Source organism: Kitasatospora sp. NPDC008115, from assembly GCF_042957205.1.
In the GTDB taxonomy this organism is placed as follows: domain Bacteria; phylum Actinomycetota; class Actinomycetes; order Streptomycetales; family Streptomycetaceae; genus Kitasatospora.
In genome coordinates, this window is the sequence record NZ_JBIBHU010000015.1 from 1 (window position 1) to 19,001 (window position 19,001).

The following is a 19,001-nucleotide window of genomic DNA, read 5'->3' on the forward strand; positions in this document are numbered from 1 at the left end:
GTGCCGGGGGTTCGGGGTTAATTTGGGTGGGGGTTACCGGGTGGCCGCTGGTGGTGGTGTAAAACCCCACTTACCCCTCGGGTTTTTGGGCCCGGGGCGGCGGGGGGGCCCCCCGGGCCCCGGGGGGCCCGGGCGGCGCACCACCGAAGGAGGAGATCCCCCATGGACGGCAGGCTGCACTCCTGGGACCTGTCCACCGGCGTCGACGGCCCGGGCACGCGCTTCGTCGCCTTCCTGGCCGGCTGCCCGCTGCGCTGCCAGTACTGCCACAACCCCGACACCCGCTACCTGGCCGACGGCCGCCCGGTCACCGCCGACGAGGTCGTCCGGGAGGCGGCCAAGTACACCTCCTTCATCCGCGCCTCCGGCGGCGGCGCGACCGTCAGCGGCGGCGAGCCGCTGCTCCAGCCCGGCCTCACCGGTGAACTCCTGCACCGGTTCAAGCACGAACTGGGGCTGCACACCGCCCTGGACACCTCCGGCCACCTCGGCGCCAAGGCCGATGACGCCCTGCTGGCGGACACCGATCTGGTGCTGCTCGACATCAAGTCCTGGGACCGCGCGCTGTACCGCCGGGTGACCGGCCGCGGCCTCTCCCCCACCCTGGACTTCGCCCGGCGGCTGGCCGGCCTCGGCACCGAGGTCCACGTCCGCTTCGTCCTCGTCCCCGGCCTGACCGACCCCGCCGCGAACGTCGAGGGCGTCGCCGCCTTCGCCGCCTCGCTCGGCAACGTCACCCGCGTCGACGTGCTGCCCTTCCACAAGCTCGGCGCCGCCAAGTGGAGCGCCCTCGGGCTCGACTTCCCGCTCGCCGCCACCCCGGTGCCGACCGCCGGGCAGACCGCCGCGGCCCGCGCCGTGTTCACCGCCCACGGCCTGTACACCGTCTGACGGCGGCCGGTGGGCCCGACGGACCGCGTCGGGCCCACCGGCGTTCCGTCACCTGCTGGTCAGCGAGCGGACGTAGACCTGCCACCCGTAGGAGCCGGGGGTGCCCGGGAAGAGGTTGGTGCTGCTGTCGTCGAACAGGACCGTGCGGCCGTTGTCGGTGACGAACGGGCGGTGGGCGGCGCCGTCCTGCGGGGAGCCGTCGTGGGCCGTGGTGAGGAGTTCGGTGCGGCCGGTGGCCAGGTTCTGGCGGTGGAGGTCGTAGCGCGCCTGGCTGGCATTGATGATCGTGTCGGAGCAGCCTCCGGAGAAGTAGATCCACCGGTCGTCGGCGGTGACGGCCGCCGAGGAGTCGGCCCAGCAGATCGCGTCCGGGTTGGCGGAGGTCCTGATGGCGGTCACCCGGCCGGTCCGCAGGTCGTGGACGAAGAGCTCGGTGCGGGACTTGCCGCGCGGCAGCGGGGGCGCGCCGAGGGCGTAGACGGCGTAGCGGCCGTCGGGGCTGAAGCGCAGGACCGGGTCCGCCGCCCCCGGTGTGCCGTCGGCCGCGAGGCCGGCGACGACGGTGGTGGCGCGGTCCAGGTCGGTGGCGTAGAGGGTGGTGAAGCGCGGCCGGAGCAGGCCCGCCGCGCCCTCGGGCGGCGCCGGGAGGAGGTTGCCGGCCTTGGAGCCGAAGCCGACCTTCCGGCCGTCCGCGCTGATCGTCGGATTGTCCGAGTCCGCGTCGGCGGGCTGCCCGTCCGCTCCGACGCTGACCAGGCGGGTGGCACCGGTGATCCGGTCGGTGACGTAGATGTTCCGGGTGTCCGGGTTCGCCGGGGCGCCCGGCACCACGTCGGCGCGGGAGGACATGTAGACGACGCGCCGGCCGTCCGCGCTGATGGCCGGGTGGTAGGAGCCGTTGTCGCGGCCCTCGCCGCTCGCCGTGCCGGTGGTGAGGGCCCGGGTGCGGTTCCTGACGCGGTCGCGGACGTACACGTTGTACACGCCGTCGACCGCGGCGGAGAACACGATGTAGCGGCCGTCGCCGCTGAACCCCGCCCGCTCGTCGACCGTGGCCAGCGGGGTGCCGTCGTCGGCCCGGCTGACGAGTTCGGTCCGCCCGGTGCGCAGGTCGCGGACGTACAGGCCGTAGGCGAGGCCCGCGGTGCCCGGCACCAGGTTGGTCGCGGACGAGCCGAACAGCGCGTAGCGGCCGTTGCCGCTGAGGCCGAAGCCCTCGGACCCCTGGTCGGCCCGGGCGCCGTCCACGCCCAGGTCGACCTGGGCGATCGGGCCCCACGCGGGGGCGGCCTGGGCCGGTGCGGCGGTCGCGGCGAGGGCCGCCGCCACCGCGAGTACGCAGGCGGCGCGGGCGACTCGGCGGGTGCGGCGGGTTGTTCGGATTGCCGGTCGATGCATGGTGAAGCGTCCTCCCCTGGTCATCGGTCGGCCCGCCCCCATGCTCCCCGGGCCGGCGGGCCCGGGGAGAGCCAAGCGCCGACACCGCCGTCGGTCAACAGTACGGACGGCCGGACTACGGGCGGCCATCACTCTTTCGGGTGGCCCGCGCGCGGGTCCCCGCCCGGACCGTACGGGGTGGCGCGTACAACGTCCGTGTACCGCTCACCCCTTCTGCGTAGGACGGACAGCACCGATGACCCTGGACTCCGGTCTCTACAGGATCCGCAACGCCGGACAGCCCGTCGGCCGCGCCAGGACCGAGGTGTTCGACCTGTCGCCCAAGGCCGTGTTCGCCAGGACCGACGACGAGGACGCGATCTGGATCGCCGAGGCGCTGCCCGGCGGGCGCCACAGGCTGTACGCCAAGCGCGCCCCCACCGGGGTCGAGAACAACGAGCCGGCCGGGCCGCTGGTCGCCCTGCTCGTCCAGCAGGAGTACGCCGAGGAGTGGGAGCTGACCCCCGTCGACGGCACCGCGGACGGCTACGAGGTCCGCTCGCGCCGGGGCGTGGTGTGGCTCGCCCCGGCCGACGGCGAGCACGGCCGGATCGAGGTGCTGCCCGCCCTCGACAACCTCGACCGCTCCACCTTCGTGTTCGAGCGCGTCGACCGGTAGCCCCGCGGGCCGCGCCGTGGACCACCGCGCCGCTACCCGAGCGCGAGCATCGCGTCGGCGATTGTGCCCACCGCCGCATCGGGGAGCGCGGTGGCGGCCTCCTCCAGGACGAGCAGCCGTGCCCCGGGGATCTCGCGCGCGATCGCCTCGCCGTTGCCGACGGGGAAGAACCGGTCGCGGCGGCCGTGGACGACCAGCGTGGGGACCGCGATCCCGGGCAGGCGCTCGCGCCAGCGGGGTTCGCAGTCGAGCCTGGAGAACACCATGCGCAGCTGGTTGGCCGTCTGGAGCGGGGGTGTGGTGCCCGGAGTGCGGTCCCAGATCCGCGCGGCGAGTGCGCGGGCGGCGCCGGGGTCGTCACCGAGGATCTCCGCACCGGCGGCGGCGAACTCCGCCACCGCCTCGCGGTCGCTCCAATCGGGCGTCGGACGCGCGAACAGCCGGCTCATCGTCGCCTGGTCATGGCCGGGGAGGTCGTCGTCGGGCGGGCCGGGGGCCACCGCGCGGGTGCCGGCCAGGGTGAGCGCCGAGAAGGCGCGCGGATGGTCGAGCGCGGCCACCTGGGCGACCATCCCGCTGACACCGATCCCCGCGAGGTGCGCGGGTCCCCCGCCGAGCGCGGCGGCAAGGGCCGCCGCGTCGGCGGCGAGGTCGCGCAGGGTGTAGCCGGGCGCCTCCGGATCCGCGGTGGTCGACTCCCCGCTGTCGCGCAGGTCGTAGCGCACCACCCGGCGCCCGCCGGCGGCGAGGCGCTCGCAGAGCGCGTCGGGCCAGGAGAGCATCGTCGTCCCGCCCGCGAGCAGGACGAGCGGCGCGTCGTCGTCACCGAACGACTCGACGCCCATGGAGATTCCATTGGCGCTGATGGTCGAGATCACGCTTCGCTGCTCTCAATTCTGGTCGGCTGCTTGACGGTTACGGCCGGGGCCTCAGCGTACTGGACCCGGGTGGCGGCCCCGTCCGCACCCGGTGACGGGGCCCTCGGGTCGCGCGGGATCGGGACGCGGGGTCTGGAGGTTCGCCGGTCCGTCAGTGCGGGATCACCCAGTCCGGCCGCCAGGTGCCGGGGGCGTCGTGGCCGGGTGAGGTGGCGGCGAGGTGGTCGCGGAGGGCGGTGAGGGCCGGGTGGGGGTTGTCGCGGTGCCAGAGCAGGGCGTGCGGGTAGACGGGCGCGGGGTCGGTCACCGGGATCAGGCGCAGGCCGTGGCCGGCGGGCCAGACCAGGCGGGTGAGGCCGCCCATGAAGGTGGCCAGCGCCGGGGTGTCGGCGACGGTGTCGAGGAGGGCGTCGGAGCCGAAGTTGGGGCCGGTCGCCTCGATGGTGAGGCCGAACCCGGCGACCAGGTCGTCGTAGTAGGCGGCCCACTCGGAGCCGGGGAGCATGCCGGGCATCCAGATCCGGTGGCCGGCCAGCTGGGCGACGGTCACCGACCTGGCGTCCGCCAGCGCGTGGCCGGGGCCGGTGAGGAGGTGGAGGGGCTCGTCGGCCACCCGGACGCACGCGATGTCCTCGGGCAGCGGCCGGCCGGGCATGACGACGGCCCGGAAGGAGGCGTCGATCGTCCCGGCACGGACGGCGTCGACGGCGGCGCCGATCTCCAGCAGCATCAGCACGTCCAGCTCGATCGCGGGATGCGCCCGGTGGAAGTCGCGCAGCAGGCCGGAGCCGGCGCTGCGCGAGCTGAGCACGTCGACGCGCAGCGGCCGGCGGCCGGCGTGCACGGAGGCGGCCGCGCGCTCGGCGACGCGCAGCAGTTCGCGTGCGTGGGGCAGGAACGCCTGCCCGTCGATGGTGGGCTCGGCGCCGCGCGGGGTGCGGTTGAACAGCCGCACGCCCAGGTCGCGTTCCAGCGCGGCGATGCGCTTGGAGACGGCCTGCTGGGTGAGCGACAGGTCGGCGGCGGCCTTCTGGAACTGGCCCGCCTCGGCGACGGCGGCGAAGGTGCGTACGGCTTCGAGGTCCATGGCGGACCACCCTAGTGAACAACCAGGAGTTGTGGCCGACGGGTCATTCGGTTGTTTGACCTGCTGTTCTCCGGACCGCTTGGCTCTCCCCGGGCAACGGTCGTTTGTACAGAAGGGAGGCCGCATGACGCTGGGCCGGCAGTTCGGCTGGCTCTGGGCGGCGTACGCGGCGAGCGCCTACGGGTCCGGGCTGGGGTTCGGGGCGCTGCCGCTGATCGCCGTGCTGGTGGTGCACGCCGGTCCCGCCGAGGTGTCGGCGCTGTCGGCGGCGGGTCCCGCCGTGGGCGCGCTGCTGGCGCTGCCGCTCGCGCCGTGGGTGGAGTTCCGGCGCAAGCGCCCGGTGATGATCGCGACCGACCTGGTGAGGTGCGCCGCCCTGGCCTCCGTCCCGGTCGCCTACGCCCTGGGCCGGCTCGGCTTCGTCCACTTGCTGGCGGTCTCGGCCGTGGTCGCCGCCGCCGGGATCGCGTTCAACGCGGCGGCCGGCGCCCACCTCAAGGCGCTGGTCCGGCCAGCGGACCTGCTGGTGGCCAACGCCCGCTTCGAGTCCACCAACTGGAGCTCCCTCGCAGTCGGACCGCCACTGGGCGGGGCGGCGATCGGCCTGTTCGGGCCGGTCGCCACGGTGCTGGCGGACGCGGTGAGCCATCTGCTCTCCGCGCTGGGCATCGGCGCGATCCGGGGCCGGGAGGAGGCGCCGCCGCGGCCGCCCGGCGGCAGCCGGGTCCGGGCGGGCGCCGTGCTCGACGGCTGGCGGCACATCATCGGCGATTCCGGCCTGCGGGCGCTCTACCTCAACAACCTGCTCGTCTCCGGACTGATCATGGCCACCGAACCGCTGCTGGCCGTGCTGCTGCTCGACCGGCTCGGGTTCGCTCCCTGGCAGTACGGGCTCGCCTTCGCCGCCCCCTGCCTCGGCGGGCTGGTCGGCTCCCGGCTGGCCCGCCGCGTGGTGGCCCGCTTCGGCCGGCAGCGGGTGTTCCGGGTCGTCGGCACGCTGCGCGCCGTCTGGCTGATCGGTCTGGCCTTCGTCCGGCCCGGTGTCATCGGCCTGGTCACCGTGATCGCCGTCGAGCTGGCGATCATCGTCAGCATGAGCCTGTACACGCCGGTGCTCGCCACCCACCGGCTCGAACGCACGCCCGGGGAGCTTGTCGCCCGCACCCTGGCGGCCTGGTCGATCGGCCAGCAGGCCGCCACCGCCGTCCTCACCGCGCTCGGCGGACTGCTCGCCGGTCTCACCGGCCCCCGCACCGCCATCGCGGCCGCGGGCGTGCTCATCCTGTTCAGCCCGCTGCTGCTCCCCCGCCGCGACGAGTCGGCCACGACGCCGGTGGGCCACGCCCCGGCCGGACAGCCGCAGAGCCTCCTGTGAATATCGGCCGGGCCCCGGGGGTCCGGGCCCGGTGCGGTCGCGGCGGCGGACGGAGTTCTCAGAGGGCTCACAGATTCTCCTCGGGGGCGCTCAGAGAGGGCTGACAGCTTCGGTGCGGTCTTCCGACCCGCCCCGAACCGGTCGGAGCCGCCGTCCGAGCCGTCCGCCCCACACCCTTCACCCCCCCGTACCCGAGGAGGCCCGCCCATGTCCGCCGTCCGATCGCGCCCCGCCGCGCCGCGCCCCGCCCCCGCCCGCGCGCTCTGGCGCAACGCCTTCGAGGGCGCGCTGGCCACCCTGGCCGCCGCGGTGGCGATGGCCGCCGCCGTCTGGGCGGCGCTGGCCCTGCTCGGCGCCGGCGCGGTCGCGCCCGCCGCCCGGCTGGTGCCGGCCGTGGTGGGCATGGCCTTCGGCGGCGGCATCACCCTGACGTCGGCGCCCTCCGTCGGGTCGGGCGAGGACGAGGGCCTCGGCGGGATGCTCGGCGGCCTGGACCTCGGGCTGACCGGCGTGGTCTCGGTGATGCCGCTGACCGTGACCTTCCTGGGCACCGCCGTCCTGGCGCTCGGCTTCTTCCGGCCGCTGTACCGGCGCCCGCAGCCCGCCTCGGAGCTGCTGTGGGCCCGGTTCGGCGGCGCGCTGGCGGCCGCGGCGGTGGTCTTCCCCCTGCTGGCCGGCACCGCGCACGGCACGGCACGGCTGCCCGAGGGCGTGACGGAACGGTTCGGCAAGGGCGGAGGGTCCGAAGGCCTCGGCGGGCTCGGCGGCGGCCTGACCGACTCGCTGTCCTCGGTGGCCTTCGGCACCGATGTCGCGGTGACCGTCTTCTTCGGCCTGCTCTGGGTCTGCGTCGTCCTCGGCCTCGACTGCCTCGCGGCCCGGCGCACCACGCTCTCACGGCACCTCTCCCTCGGGCAGGGCCGGAAGTCGTGGCACGCCGTCACCTCCGCGCTGAGCGGGATCACGGCCGTCCTGTGCTGCTCCGTCCTGGTGCTCGCCCTGCTGGCCGGCCTCGCCTCCCTGGCCGGCCGCGAGCAGGCCGCCCGGGCGGCGGGGGCGCTGCTGCTGCTCGGCCCGAACCTGCTCGCGGTCCTGCTCACCTCCGGGCTGGGAACGCCGTGGGGGGCGGGGATCCAGCGGGTCGAGGCCCAGGGCGGCGGGATGCTCGGCGGGCTTGGCGGAGCGGGCGGGGACGGCGCGCCGGCGGACCGGTCCGTCGACCTCACCGGTTGGACGGGCGCCGGCGTGCCGCTGTGGCTGATCGGCCTGCTGTTCGCGCTGCTCCTGGCGGTCGTCGCCGGCTACCTCACGGCGGCCCGCACCCCCGCGCGCACCCGCAAGGAGGAGGCGCAGGCCGTCTTCGGCCGGAACACCGAGATCGCCATGCGGCTGGGGATCGCGGTCGGCCTCCCCTTCCTGCTGCTGCCGCCGGCGGCCCGGGGATCGGTGGGGATCGGCATCAGCGCGATGGGCCGCGAGATGGGCGGGGTGACCGCCAGCCTCGACGGAAGCCCGGGGCTGTCCGCACTCGCCGCGGTCGTGCTGGCCGCCGTCGCCGGGTACGGCGGCATCCGCCTCCAGCAGCGGCGGGCCCGTCGCCGGGACGCGGCCGCCGCCGCCCGGAGCGTCGAGGCCGACGAGCCGCGGCGCGGGGCCCCCGTCCCCGTCCTGGCCCGCACGGGCTCCGCCCGGGGCTCCTCCGGCCCGGCCTCCTGAGCATGTGATGCTGGGAGGACCCCACTCAGTCCTGTCCGTGAAGGCGGCAATCCACACCATGGCGGCACCGACACCCCCGGCCCGGCCCTCGGGTGACCGGCCGGACCACCTGCTGGTCGTCGACGACGAGCCCACCGTCCGGGAACTGCTGCGCACCGCGCTGCGGTTCGCCGGCTTCGACGTCGACGCCGCCGGCACCGGGCGGGAGGCGCTGGACCTCGCCGCCCGGCGCACCCCCGACCTCGTCCTGCTGGACGTGATGCTCCCCGACATGGACGGCTTCGAGGTGATCGGCCGCCTGCGCGCCCAGCCCCGGTCGCACCACCCCGGGCGCGGCGGCGACGTGCCGGTGCTCTTCGTCACCGCCCGTGAGGACCGCCAGGCCCTGTTGCACGGTCTGCGGATCGGCGGCGACGACTACCTCACCAAGCCCTTCGACCTGGAGGAGCTGATCGCCCGGATCCACGCCGTGCTGCGGCGCACCCGGGGCGAGCAGGCGGTCCGGATCACCGTCGGGGACCTCGAACTCGAACCGGACGGCCACCATGTGACGCGGGCGGGGCAGAGCGTGCGGCTCTCCCCCACCGAGTTCCGCCTGCTGCAGTTCCTGATGACCAACGCCGGACGGATCATGTCGAAGAACCAGATCCTGCAGAGCGTCTGGGAGTACGACTTCGGCGGTGACGCCGGCATCGTCGACACCTACATCAGCTATCTGCGGCGCAAGGTCGACGGCGGCGAGCCCAAGCTCATCCACACCGTGCGCGGGGTCGGCTACGTGCTGCGCGGGCCCCGGTCATGACTCCGCCCCCGGCACCGGAGCGGCGTACCCTGCGCGCCCTGCGGTCGCTCAGGCGCGGGCTGAGCGGACTGTCGCTGCGCACCCGTCTGCTCTGCCTGTCCGTCGCCCTGGTCGCCGTCGGCCTGCTCGGGACCGGTGTGCTGGTCGCCGGCGCCCTGCACGGCTACCTCCAGGACCGGGTCGACGACCGGCTCGTGCTGACCGGGCAGGTCGCCTCCCGTCTCTCGCCGCCCTCCGGCGCCGACACGCCGACCGGCGTGCAGGCCCTGGGCCTCCTCGGGGAGACGACGGTCACCTACCTCGACGACGCCGGCGCCGTCCGCCGGGCGTTCGACGTGAGCCCGGCACCGCCCCACGGCGGCCCCGAACTGCCGCCCCTCGACCGCGCCGCCGTCGTCGCCCACGGGGGCCGACCCTTCACCGTGCCCTCACAGGAGAGCGACCGCGCCTGGCGGGTCATCGCGCTCCCCCAGCCGGCCCAGCTCATCGCGCCGGACCCGCCGCCCGCCCGGGGCACCGTCGTCGTGGCGACCTCCCTGGAGGAGGTCGACCGCACCATCGCCAAGACCCGCAACCTCTCGCTGACCATGGGAACGGCGCTGCTGGCGGTGCTGGCCGCGGTCGGCTGGTTCGCCGTCCGCTCGGGCCTGCGCCCGCTGACCCGGATCGAGGAGACCGCGTCGGCGATCGCCGACGGCGACTACTCCCGGCGGGTCCCCGAACTGGCCGCCCCGCACACCGAGGTGGGGCACCTCACGGCCTGCCTCAACCAGATGCTCAGCCAGATCGACACCGCCTTCCGGGCCCGTTCGGAAGCCGAGTCGCGCACCCGGCGCTTCTTCGCCGACGCCAGCCACGAGCTGCGCACGCCCCTGGTCGGCATCAAGGGCTACGCGGACCTCTACCGGATGGGCGCGCTGTCCACCCGTGAGGACCTCGACCGGACGATGACCAGGATCGCCGCCGAGTCCACCCGGCTCGCCCGGCTGGTCGAGGAGATGTTCCTGCTCGCCCGGCTCGACGAGGACGCCCACCCCCCGGCCGGCGGGCCCGGCGCGGAGCCGGCCTTCGCGCTCGACCTCGCCCCGATGGACCTGCGCACGCTGGCCGCCGACGCGCTGCGCGACGTCCGCGCGCTGGACAAGAGCCGCCCGGTCACCCTCACCGGCCCCGGCGGCGGGAAGCCGTCCAACGCACCCGCCGTCGCCGACGAGGCCCGGCTGCGCCAGGTCGTCACCAATCTGATCGGCAACGCCGTCACCCACACCCCGCCCGGCACCCCGCTGCGCATCGGCGTCGGCACCGCCGGCGGCCACGCCGTCCTGGAGGTCGCCGACCAGGGCCCCGGCCTCACCCCGGCCGAGCGCGAACGGGTCTTCGACCGTTTCTACCGCACCGACGGCTCCCGCGACCGCACCACCGGCGGCTCCGGCCTCGGCCTCGCCATCGCCCAGGCCCTGGTCACCGCCCAGGGCGGCCGGATCACCCTGGACACCGCCCCCGGCCGCGGCTGCACCTTCCACGTGCTGCTGCCCCTGCCGGCCCCGTCCCAGCAGTAGAGACGCAGCCGGCCGGACACCGCCTCGTCGTGGCGGTGTCCGGCCGTCCTCGGAGTTACGGGACCGGAGGTACGGGACCGGGGCTACGGGACTGGGGCTACGGGACGGTCCAGCGGGTGGCCGGTGTTGGGCAGCGCGGTCGGGTCCTCGTAGTCGATGTCGACGCCGTTGAAGCCGTACCGCTTCCAGGAAGGCGGTGACGGAGTCGGCGAAGGTGTCGATGCCCGCCCGGTTGACCGATCCGTCGGCGTTGGTGGCCATCGCGTGGGCGTTCCGGGTGCCCGCCCAGCCGCCGACCGAGATCAGCGTCTTCACCGCCGGGTGCCGCTTCTTGTGGGTGGGGTGGCAGCTGCGGTTCTCCCGACGGCGTGGTGGATCCACCACGCCGTCACGTACAGGACCAGGGCGGCCAGCAGGCCGGCGCCGGCACCCTTCGCGGCGTCGGACAGCACGCCCTCGATCACGGTGGGCAGGGGAAGACCGACGATCGACGCCTCCGGGCCGGCGAGCCGGCGCCAGGCGTGGGCGGCGGCCGCGGCGGCCGTGCACAGGGCGATCGCCGGCAGGGCCCTGCTCCGCCCGAGGCGAAGACCGGCCCGACGGCGCCACAGGTACACCGCCAGGAGCGCCAGGCCGAGGACCGTGCTCGCGTGTTGCAGCACCCGGCCCCGGGCGAGGCCCTCCATGTGCGTGAAGGCGTCCCAGACCACGTGGGTGGCGGCGCCGATCAGCGCCGACAGGACGACCCACCCGCCCCGCCGCACCCATCGACCGGACGGCGCCGCGGGGGCGGACAGGGACAGCAGGGCGGCCAGCGGCCGGCGGCCGGCCCGGAACAGTGCCCACAGAGCCAGGGCGTACGGCAGCGCCACCGTCGGCACGCCGGAAGTGCTGTGTGAGGTGGTGGCGTTGACGAAGGGTTCGTACCAGCTCTGCGCACTGACCGGCAGGCCCGTGGTGAGCACGAAGTAGGGCAGGTCCGGTGCGACGGTTCCGGCGACCAGGGCGGTGCGGCTGAAGGGGCGTCGCAGCAGCGGCAGGACGGCCGCCGGGTGGGACAGCGTGAAGGGCATGGGCATCCTCTCGCACGGACCCAATAGTCCGCCAAACGGAATGCTACGGCAAACGGACTATGGAGAGTACGGCGCACCCCGGCGCGTCCGGCGGGGTGTTCAGCGGGGTGTTCAGCGGGAGGTGCGCCTGGCCCGGCCCAGGTGGCCGGCCAGTGGGATGAGCACCACGACGGCCAGCAGGACGACGGCCAGGCCCGCCACAGCGGTCGCATCGCCGCGCGCCGTGAGGCAGGCGTCCGCGAGCAGCGGCGGGCACGCCAGCGCCGCTGCCGCCAAGGCACGGCCGCCCCGCAGGCCGTGACGCCAGGTCAGGACCACGCCGACCGCGCCGAGGCCGAGCAGCGGCCAGCAGCCGTAGTCGGTACTGACCCAGGGCAGCACATGGGCGTCGAGCACCGCCCGTGGCACGACCACCAGCGCGATCGCGGCGCCGGCCGCGCCCGCCGGGCCCGCCGCACCGCGCTCCAGGCGCCGGTCCGGCGGGCAGGCGAGCAGCACGGCCGCCGCCAGCGCCGTCGCGGCCGGGGTGACCACCGGGTCGCCGAACGCCGGACCGCTGGCCACTGCCGCCGCGGAGAACGACAGCAGTCCGGCGACCGTGCACGGCAGCCCGGTCCGCCACCGGCCGGCCAGCGCCGCCGCCGCACCCGTGAACACCAGCAGCGAGGCGGCGAGCAGCGCGCCCCACGCTCCGGACACGTCGGCGCGCAGCTGCGCCCACGCCGGGGCGGGCGAGGCGGCGAAGCCCGCGTACCAGCGCAGCAGGTGCAGGCCGCAGGCGGCGGCCGAGGCGGCCAGCACGAAGGGGTACGCCAGGCCGAGCACCCGCGCGGCGGGCTTGGCCGCCGCCGACCCCAGCCTCATCCTCAGCCCGTACGCCGCCAGCCCGGCGCCTTCCCGCAGCCGCGAGCCCCACGGCTCGCCCGCGGTCATCTCCCGGTAGGTCGCGGCGATCTCGTCGCCGTGGGCCTGCCGGTAGGCGGCGGGGTAGACCCGCAGCACGCGCTCGATCACGGGGCGGAGGTGGACGGCCGGGTGGCGGACAGGCGGCGGCGGGCCTCCCGCGCCGTCTCGGCCAGACGGTCGGCCTCCACCTCCAGTCGCTCCCGGCCCGCCGCCGACAGGGCGAAGATCCGCCGGGCGCGGCCGTCGACGACCTCCTCGCGGTCGATCGCGATCAGGCCGTCGGCCAGCAGCCGGTCCAGCGCCCCGTACAGGGCGCCGGTGCGCAGCACGACCCGGCCGCCGGTGATCGCCTTGACCTCCTGCGCGATGGCGTAGCCGTGCCGGGGTTCGTCCGCGAGGGCCGTCAGCACCATCACGGTCGGCTCCTGCATCGCGCGCTCGCTCATCCGACGATGATAGGCGCGACAGGGCCCCGGGTCCCGCCGTCGGCGGTCTCCCGGGGCCCTGCCTTCACTCGCCCGTCACCTCAGCGGGACGTCAACGCCCCTGGAGGGACTTGACGTTGTCGCCGAAGGACCAGCCCCGGGAGCCGTCCCAGTTGAGCGACCAGGTCATCAGGCCCTTGAGCTGGCCGCTGAAGGCGTTCCACGACTGGCTGACCAGGCTCGTCCCCATGTGGCCGCCGCCCGCGCCGGGCTGGGCCGGCAGGCCGGGGACCTGCTTGTCGTAGGGCACCTTGATGGTGGTGCCCTGGATGGTCAGGCCGTTGTTAAGGCAGGTGGTCTGGGCGGTGAAGCCCTGGACGGTGCCGGCCTGGTAGGAGTCACCGGAGCAGCCGTACATGCTGCCGTTGTAGTACTGCATGTTCAGCCACCACAGGCGGCCGTTGTCGGCGTACTTCTTGATGATCGGCAGGTAGGAGCCCCAGATGGAGCCGTAGGTGACGCTGCCGCCGGTGACGTACGCGGTCTCCGGGGCCATCGTCAGGCCGAAGCCGGCCGGCATCTGGGCGAGCACGCCGTCGATGATGCGGATCAGGTTGGACTGCGAGGCGGACAGCGTGTTGATGTTGCCGCTGCCGGACAGGCCGGTCTCGATGTCGATGTCGATGCCGTCGAAGTTGTACTTCTTCAGGATCGGGACGACGGTGGCCACGAACTTGTCCGCGACGGAGCTGGAGCTGAGGTCGATGCCCGCGGCGGCGCCGCCGATCGACATCAGGATGGTCGCGCCGGCCGCCTTGGCCTGGCACATCTCGGCGGGGGTCGACACCTTGACGGTGGCGTCCATGCCGTCCTCCCAGAGGACGGTGCCGTCCGAGAGGATCACCGGGAAGGCGGCGTTGATGACGTTGTAGCCGTGCGCGGCGATCCGGCTGTCGTTGATGGGGATCCAGCCCATGCCCGGGTGGACCCCGTTGGAGGCGCCGTCCCAGTTCTCCCAGTAGCCCTGGAGGACCTTGCCCGCGGGCTTGGGCTTCGTCGGGCAGGTGGAGCCCGGCGGGGTGGTCGGCCCTGTCGTGGGCGGGGTGGTGGGAGGCGTGGTCGGCGGAGTGGTCGGCGGCGTCGTGGGAGGCGTCGTCGGCGGGGTGGTGGGCGGGGTGGTCGGCGGCGTCGTGGTGCCGCCGGGGCCGGCGAGCTCCACGTCGTCGGCGTGGAACGCGGGCTGCCCGTACCAGCCGTGCAGGAAGACGGTCACCGAGGTGGTGCTCGCCCCGGTGGAGAAAGTGGTGCTGAGCTTGCTGTACGACGCGGCGCTCGCCGTCCAGGTGGACGTCGAACCGGTGAGGCCGGTGCCGGTGGCACCCAGGTAGATGTAGCTGCCCTGGACGTAGGCGCTCAGCGTGTACTGGGAGTTGGGCTGCACGCTGATGGTCTGGGTGCACTGGCCGGTGTCCTGGCCGGTCGGCGAGACCTTGAGCGCCGAAGTGCCGCCGTGCACCGGGCTGCCGACGGTGGCGCCGACACCGCCGGCGCAGTTCCAGTCGGAGAGCCCGCTCTCGAAACCGGGGTTGGCGACCAGGTTGGGGGTGACGGCCCCGGCCGTGACGCTGCCGGCCGCGACCAGGCCGGCACCGACGACGACGGCCGCGCTCAGCGCGGCGAGGGAGCGCCGCGCGACGCTGGATCCGGACGCGGTGCCGGTGGTCCGGTGGGTCTGCGCTGCGCGTTCCACGACCGCCCGCTGCGGCTGTGGAGTGTGCGACCTCCGACGGAACATGCTGTGCTCGCTTCCCGCCGGGGGTCATGGGCATGACCGTCGCTGTGGGGGCGTGACGCCCGGCTCTGGGTGGGGACATGTGGGGATGTGCCGGTCCGGATCGTAGGAGCGGCGGCAAGGTCCGTCAATAGGTCTGGACCAATGCCTACTTGGGGCGGAGTAGCGGTACCACTACCCTCGGTGCGCCATCCGGGCGTTCCACCAGTTGAGGGGCAGGGTCCCGCGCATGACCGACGACGTCCGCACCGATGATGACGACTGGTCAGGACTGGACGAGGAGTTCACCCGGCGGGTGGCCGAGGTCGGCGGCACGGCGGAGGGCCGGGCGCTGGCGGACGCCCACACCGTGGGCGACCCGGCCGCGGGGAGGGCCCGGCCGCTGGGACTCCCGCTGCGGCTGCGGCCCGGCCTGCGCGAGGAGTTGGAGGCCTTCACCGCCGCCTACCACCGGATGATCGAGGCCGTCGTGGCCGCCTGGGAGCACGATCCGCGACTGCGCGAGGTGCTCACCCTCCCGCAGTCGCTGCGCACCCAGGCGGCGGCCGCCCACGACACCCGGGTGCATCTGCTGCGGCTCGACCTGCTGCCCCAACCGGACGGCCGGCTGGGCGTGTTGGAGACCAACGCCAACGGCCCCGGCGGCCTCGCCGTGGTCGGCCGGGCGCGGGCCGCCTGGCGGCCGCTGCTCACCCGGCACGGCCTCGGCCTGCCGCGCCCGCTGCCCGCCGACGACGCCGGATGGACCGGCCGCTGGCTGCTCGACCTCGCCGAGCAGGAGAGCGGCCGACGCCCCGACACCGTCACGCTGTTGTACCCCCACCGGGCCGACCGCAACGCCGTCCGCTCCTACCACGACGGCCTGCTCGCCCTCGGCGTCCGCGTCCTGCACGCCGACCCGCGCGAGCTGCGCACCGGCCCGGACGGGGGCGCCGTCCTGGACGGCGAGCCGGTCCGGCACGCCTACGCCAAGATCAGCATGCGCGACCTCGGGCAACTGGCCGGGGAGCTGGGCCCGTACCTGCGGGCCGTGCGCGAGCGCGCCCTGTTCGTGCAGAACGGCCTGCGCGCCCGCGTCATCGGCGACAACAAGCTCTGCCTCGCCGTCCTCTCCGACCCCCGGTTCGCCGACCTCTTCGACCCGGCCGACCACCGCCTCGTCCAGCCGGCCGTCCCGTGGTCGCGCAACCTCGCCCACTGCGACGCCCCGACCGTCCGGCGGATCACCCGTGAGCGCCAACGGTACGTCCTCAAGAGCCCGTTGGACGCCAACGGCCGCGGTGTGGTGGTCGGGGCGGAGACGGACGAGGCCGCCTGGGCCGCAGCCGTCGGCCACGCCGCCGCCGGGGGCTGGCTGGTCCAGGAGTACCTCCCCAGCCCGCGGCTGCGCCTGGGCCCCGACGGAGCCCCCGTCCACCACGACCTGGCGCTCGGCGCCGTCAACGGCCGGCTGGTCTCCGCCTTCGTCCGCACCGGCCACGAGGCACGGCTCAACGTCGCCCGCACCGGCCGCCTCCACCCGCTCTACCTCTGAGGAGCCGCCATGGACGACCTGTCGCTCATCGACCCCGACCGCGACCTCACCACCGTCCCGGGCGCTGATCCGCAGCCCCTCCGCCCGGCGCTGCTGAAGGCCCACGCCGCGGTCTGCCGGGCGGTGGAGGCGGAGGCCGACCCCGCGTCCGCGCCCCTGCCGGTGGCACCGGCCGTCAGCGTCCTGCACCCGGAGGCCGAGCCGCTCCTGCGGCAGCGGGTCCTGACCGCCGTGGACTGCCTCCAGCGGATCGTGCGGGCCTATCCCGGGAACCCGCTCCTCCAGGACTTCCTGGACGTGCCGCCGGTCCTCCACCGCTGGATCGCGCGCCACCGGGACCCGCAATCCCTGACCGTGGACTTCTGCCGGCTGGACCTGTTCGGCGACCGGCTGGGCACCGTACGGGTCCTGGAGTTCAACGCCAGCAGCCCCGGCGCCGTGATCGAATGCGGCACCCTGGCCCGGCTCTGGCGCCGGACGCCCGAGATCGGCGCTCTGCTCGACGAGTGGCGGGTACCCGCCGGCCGATTCGAGGACGAGCACTGGTTCACCTCCTGGCTGCTCGCCCACGGCCGGGCCCGCGGCCTGACCGAGGAACAGACCCGGCACATCGGCGTCTACCACACCGCGGGCCGCAACCCGGATCCGCACCTGATCGCCGAGCAGTTCCGGCGCGGCGGCCGGACGGCCCTCATGCGGCTGCCGTCGGACTACTCGGCCGGGGACGGCGTGCGGCTGGGCTACCTCAAACACGTCCCGGCCGATCCGGACCCCGTCCACGGCTGGGACCGGTTCTGCGCGGCGGTGACCGACGGTGAACTGGTCATCCCCAACGTGCTCGCCCAGCGGTGGGTGGCGGAGAACAAGCTCTGCCTCGCGGTCCTGTCCGACCCCCGCTTCGAGGGCCTCTTCCCGCCCGCCGCCCTGGCGACGCTGCGGACCATCGTGCCGTGGAGCCGCAAGCTCGGTGACGGCATCACCGTCGAGCAGGCGGTCGCCGACCGCACCCGTCTGGTCCTCAAGGCGCCCTACGGGTACTTCGGCAACAGCGTGCGCATCGGGCGCGAGCACCGCCCGGAGGACTGGGCCGAGCTGATGGGCGCGCCACGGCACCGGGGCTGGCTCGTCCAGGAGCGGGTCGCCCCCGCCACCGTCGGTTCCCTGACCCGCGACCTGTGCGTCGCCGTCCTCGACCACACCGTCCTCGGCTACCTCAGCCGGACCAGCCGCAGCAGCGTCGTCAACGTGGCGCGGGAGGGCGCGGTGCAGACCGTGCTCAGCCCGTTCCCCGCCACCTGACGGCGCGGCCCTCTACTGACCTTCGCCCGGCCTCGCTACAGTAAGGACGCGAAGAGCCGGCGTCCCTGCCGCACGGCCACGGGATGCCCGGCGGAGCGACCGACACCGAACCGGAGGCACTGTGCCCAGCTCGGACGACGAACTCTGCACCTCCGCACGCGAGCTCCTCCGCTCCACCCGCTACCTCACCCTCGGCACCGCCTCGCCGCAGGCCGTCCCCTGGGTGGCCCCGGTGGCCCACGCCTGGGACGACGAGGACCGGTTCTACTGGCAGTCGGGCCTGGACACCCTCCACTCGCGGAACATCGCGGCCAACCCGGTGGTCTCGCTGACCGTCTACGACTCCAACCCGGCCGGCGGGGGCGGCGACGCCCTCTACGCGCTGGCCCGGGCCGAGGTGCTGGAGGGCGACGAGCTGGCCGAGGGCTGCGACCTGTACTACCGACGGCGCTACCCGGACGAGGCGGCCCGGGCCCGGCGCTTCCGCCCGCCGCAGGACTTCGCCGGGGACTCCCCGATCCGGATCTACCGCGCGAAGGTCACCGCCTACTCGATGCTCTCCCCCGACGGCCACCCGGTCCACGGCGACGAGGTCAACCACCGCGTCGTCATCCCCTTCAGCACCAAGCAGCTCGCCGAGTGAGTCCGCGGGCGCAACCGGCGGACGACGGCGCCGTCCTCGGCGTGGACCTGGGCGGCACCGTCGTCAAGGCCGCCCTGTTCGGCCCGGACGGCACCACGCTGGCCACCACCCGCCGGCCCACCGGGGCCAAGCGGGGGGCCGAGGCCGTGGTCGAGACCCTCCTGGACGTCGTCTCCGAGTCGCAGGCCGCGGCCGCGGAGCGCGGCACACCGGTCCGGGCGGTCGGCCTGGCCAGCTGCGGGATCGTCGACGAGCGGGCGGGCGTCGCGGTCTTCTCGGCCTCCTTCGGCTGGCGGGACGTGCCGCTGCGCAGACTGGTCGCCGAACGCGCGGGGGTGCCGGTGGCGCTCGGGCACGACGTGCGGGCCGGCGGCATCGCCGAGGCCCGGCTCGGCGCGGGGCGCGGGCACGAGGTGTTCCTCTTCGTGCCGATCGGCACCGGCGTCGGCGCCGCCGTGATGATCGGCGGCAAGCCGTTCGGCGGCGCGCACTGGCAGGCCGGCGAGCTCGGGCACCTGATCGTCCGGCCGGGCGGCGAGCCCTGCGGATGCGGCCAACTCGGCTGCGTCTCCACCATCGTGGGCGGCCCGGCGGTACTGCGCCACTACCGCGAACTCGCCGGCACCGGCCCCGACGGGCCGGCTGACGCCGCCGAAGTCGCCGCACTGGCCCGCAAGGGCGACCCGGACGCGGTCCGGGTCTGGTCCGAGGCGGTCGACGTCCTGGCCGAGTCACTGGCCGTCGCCGTCACCCTCTTCGACCCCTCCGCCATCGTCCTCGGCGGCGGCCTGGCAGGCGCCGGCGAACTCCTCTTCACCCCACTGCGCGAACGCCTCGCCGCCCGGCTGGCCTTCCAGGTCATGCCGGAGGTCCGCCCCGCCGAACTCGCCTACGAAGCCGGCTCCCTGGGCGCCGGCCTCCTGGCCCGCGACCTGCTGCGTTCGGCCGCGGACCAGGGCGGTTAG

At 74.9% G+C, this 19,001-nt stretch carries 16 protein-coding genes and 3 pseudogenes; 10 read left to right on the forward strand and 9 right to left on the reverse strand.

Translation table 11 applies throughout. The features are described from left to right. Window positions 1-162 precede the first annotated feature (162 nt). Window positions 163-891 carry a pyruvate formate-lyase-activating protein gene (gene pflA / locus ACFZBX_RS19790; RefSeq protein ID WP_391535044.1) on the forward strand — a complete coding sequence of 243 codons (729 nt, stop codon included), beginning with the start codon at window positions 163-165 and terminating at the stop codon, window positions 889-891. A gap of 48 nt (window positions 892-939) precedes the next feature. Here pflA and ACFZBX_RS19795 read toward each other — a convergent pair whose 3' ends face one another. Beyond that, complete coding sequence (locus tag ACFZBX_RS19795; protein ID WP_391535045.1) at window positions 940-2,289, reverse strand: hypothetical protein; 1,350 nt, start codon at window positions 2,287-2,289, stop codon at window positions 940-942. Between the two features lie 235 nt (window positions 2,290-2,524). Here ACFZBX_RS19795 and ACFZBX_RS19800 point away from each other — a divergent pair, with 235 nt between their 5' ends. Then, a complete protein-coding gene (locus tag ACFZBX_RS19800) occupies window positions 2,525-2,947 on the forward strand; it encodes an I66 family serine proteinase inhibitor (RefSeq protein WP_391535046.1) in 423 nt (140 codons plus the stop codon). A 32-nt stretch (window positions 2,948-2,979) separates the two neighbouring features. Here ACFZBX_RS19800 and ACFZBX_RS19805 read toward each other — a convergent pair whose 3' ends face one another. Together ACFZBX_RS19805 and ACFZBX_RS19810 are read right to left on the reverse strand one after the other, a co-directional pair. Next, entirely contained in the window at window positions 2,980-3,792 is an 813-nt protein-coding gene (locus ACFZBX_RS19805; protein WP_391535215.1) for an alpha/beta fold hydrolase, read from the reverse strand. Between the two features lie 184 nt (window positions 3,793-3,976). Beyond that, entirely contained in the window at window positions 3,977-4,912 is a 936-nt protein-coding gene (locus tag ACFZBX_RS19810) for a LysR family transcriptional regulator (RefSeq protein ID WP_391535047.1), read from the reverse strand. A gap of 124 nt (window positions 4,913-5,036) precedes the next feature. On the opposite strand from ACFZBX_RS19810, the gene ACFZBX_RS19815 reads away from it, so the two are divergent. The 4 genes from ACFZBX_RS19815 to ACFZBX_RS19830 all read left to right on the forward strand — a co-directional run bounded on the left by ACFZBX_RS19815 (window position 5,037) and on the right by ACFZBX_RS19830 (window position 10,364). Further along, window positions 5,037-6,287 (forward strand): MFS transporter, encoded by a 1,251-nt coding sequence (locus ACFZBX_RS19815; protein WP_391535048.1) that lies wholly within the window; start codon window positions 5,037-5,039, stop codon window positions 6,285-6,287. Window positions 6,288-6,494: 207 nt separating this feature from the next. After that, window positions 6,495-8,003, forward strand: coding sequence for a streptophobe family protein (locus ACFZBX_RS19820; protein WP_391535049.1), 1,509 nt, complete (start codon window positions 6,495-6,497; stop codon window positions 8,001-8,003). A gap of 58 nt (window positions 8,004-8,061) precedes the next feature. Then, complete coding sequence (locus tag ACFZBX_RS19825) at window positions 8,062-8,805, forward strand: response regulator transcription factor (RefSeq protein WP_391535216.1); 744 nt, start codon at window positions 8,062-8,064, stop codon at window positions 8,803-8,805. Then, entirely contained in the window at window positions 8,802-10,364 is a 1,563-nt protein-coding gene (locus tag ACFZBX_RS19830) for a sensor histidine kinase (protein ID WP_391535050.1), read from the forward strand. The genes ACFZBX_RS19825 and ACFZBX_RS19830 overlap by 4 nt, the downstream gene beginning before the upstream one ends. A gap of 95 nt (window positions 10,365-10,459) precedes the next feature. On the opposite strand, the pseudogene ACFZBX_RS19835 reads toward ACFZBX_RS19830, so the two are convergent. The 6 genes and pseudogenes from ACFZBX_RS19835 to ACFZBX_RS19860 all read right to left on the reverse strand — a co-directional run. Beyond that, window positions 10,460-10,697 (reverse strand): annotated as a pseudogene (locus tag ACFZBX_RS19835) (glycosyl hydrolase family 18 protein); the annotation flags it as partial. After that, the gene (locus tag ACFZBX_RS19840; protein ID WP_391535051.1) at window positions 10,676-11,443 is read right to left on the reverse strand and encodes a DUF4184 family protein; all 768 of its coding nucleotides are present in this window, start codon (window positions 11,441-11,443) and stop codon (window positions 10,676-10,678) included. The pseudogene ACFZBX_RS19835 and the gene ACFZBX_RS19840, both read right to left, overlap by 22 nt. Window positions 11,444-11,548: 105 nt before the next feature. After that, the gene (locus ACFZBX_RS19845; protein WP_391535052.1) at window positions 11,549-12,451 is read right to left on the reverse strand and encodes a hypothetical protein; all 903 of its coding nucleotides are present in this window, start codon (window positions 12,449-12,451) and stop codon (window positions 11,549-11,551) included. Beyond that, window positions 12,448-12,789, reverse strand: a complete 342-nt coding sequence (locus ACFZBX_RS19850; protein ID WP_391535053.1) for a PadR family transcriptional regulator — start codon at window positions 12,787-12,789, stop codon at window positions 12,448-12,450. Before ACFZBX_RS19850 ends, ACFZBX_RS19845 begins: the two co-directional genes overlap by 4 nt. A gap of 91 nt (window positions 12,790-12,880) precedes the next feature. After that, a pseudogene (locus tag ACFZBX_RS19855) lies at window positions 12,881-13,834 on the reverse strand (chitinase); the annotation flags it as partial. A gap of 195 nt (window positions 13,835-14,029) precedes the next feature. After that, window positions 14,030-14,563 (reverse strand): annotated as a pseudogene (locus tag ACFZBX_RS19860) (carbohydrate binding domain-containing protein); the annotation flags it as partial. 226 nt (window positions 14,564-14,789) lie between these two features. Here ACFZBX_RS19860 and ACFZBX_RS19865 point away from each other — a divergent pair. The 4 genes from ACFZBX_RS19865 (at window position 14,790) to ACFZBX_RS19880 (ending at window position 19,001) form a co-directional block, all read left to right on the forward strand. Further along, complete coding sequence (locus ACFZBX_RS19865; protein ID WP_391535054.1) at window positions 14,790-16,094, forward strand: hypothetical protein; 1,305 nt, start codon at window positions 14,790-14,792, stop codon at window positions 16,092-16,094. A gap of 9 nt (window positions 16,095-16,103) precedes the next feature. Beyond that, complete coding sequence (locus ACFZBX_RS19870; RefSeq protein WP_391535055.1) at window positions 16,104-17,393, forward strand: hypothetical protein; 1,290 nt, start codon at window positions 16,104-16,106, stop codon at window positions 17,391-17,393. A 121-nt stretch (window positions 17,394-17,514) separates the two neighbouring features. After that, entirely contained in the window at window positions 17,515-18,036 is a 522-nt protein-coding gene (locus tag ACFZBX_RS19875; RefSeq protein ID WP_391535056.1) for a pyridoxamine 5'-phosphate oxidase family protein, read from the forward strand. Beyond that, the gene (locus ACFZBX_RS19880; protein WP_391535057.1) at window positions 18,033-19,001 is read left to right on the forward strand and encodes an ROK family protein; all 969 of its coding nucleotides are present in this window, start codon (window positions 18,033-18,035) and stop codon (window positions 18,999-19,001) included. Before ACFZBX_RS19875 ends, ACFZBX_RS19880 begins: the two co-directional genes overlap by 4 nt.

What these genes read in the sequence shown, in the direction of transcription:
- pflA (WP_391535044.1), top strand. Translation starts at nt 163, where the DNA reads ATGGACGGCAGGCTGCACTCCTGGGACCTGTCCACCGGCGTCGACGGC.
- ACFZBX_RS19795 (WP_391535045.1), bottom strand. Translation starts at nt 2,289, where the DNA reads ATGCATCGACCGGCAATCCGAACAACCCGCCGCACCCGCCGAGTCGCC.
- ACFZBX_RS19800 (WP_391535046.1), top strand. Translation starts at nt 2,525, where the DNA reads ATGACCCTGGACTCCGGTCTCTACAGGATCCGCAACGCCGGACAGCCC.
- ACFZBX_RS19805 (WP_391535215.1), bottom strand. Translation starts at nt 3,792, where the DNA reads ATGGGCGTCGAGTCGTTCGGTGACGACGACGCGCCGCTCGTCCTGCTC.
- ACFZBX_RS19810 (WP_391535047.1), bottom strand. Translation starts at nt 4,912, where the DNA reads ATGGACCTCGAAGCCGTACGCACCTTCGCCGCCGTCGCCGAGGCGGGC.
- ACFZBX_RS19815 (WP_391535048.1), top strand. Translation starts at nt 5,037, where the DNA reads ATGACGCTGGGCCGGCAGTTCGGCTGGCTCTGGGCGGCGTACGCGGCG.
- ACFZBX_RS19820 (WP_391535049.1), top strand. Translation starts at nt 6,495, where the DNA reads ATGTCCGCCGTCCGATCGCGCCCCGCCGCGCCGCGCCCCGCCCCCGCC.
- ACFZBX_RS19825 (WP_391535216.1), top strand. Translation starts at nt 8,062, where the DNA reads ATGGCGGCACCGACACCCCCGGCCCGGCCCTCGGGTGACCGGCCGGAC.
- ACFZBX_RS19830 (WP_391535050.1), top strand. Translation starts at nt 8,802, where the DNA reads ATGACTCCGCCCCCGGCACCGGAGCGGCGTACCCTGCGCGCCCTGCGG.
- ACFZBX_RS19840 (WP_391535051.1), bottom strand. Translation starts at nt 11,443, where the DNA reads ATGCCCATGCCCTTCACGCTGTCCCACCCGGCGGCCGTCCTGCCGCTG.
- ACFZBX_RS19850 (WP_391535053.1), bottom strand. Translation starts at nt 12,789, where the DNA reads ATGAGCGAGCGCGCGATGCAGGAGCCGACCGTGATGGTGCTGACGGCC.
- ACFZBX_RS19865 (WP_391535054.1), top strand. Translation starts at nt 14,790, where the DNA reads ATGACCGACGACGTCCGCACCGATGATGACGACTGGTCAGGACTGGAC.
- ACFZBX_RS19870 (WP_391535055.1), top strand. Translation starts at nt 16,104, where the DNA reads ATGGACGACCTGTCGCTCATCGACCCCGACCGCGACCTCACCACCGTC.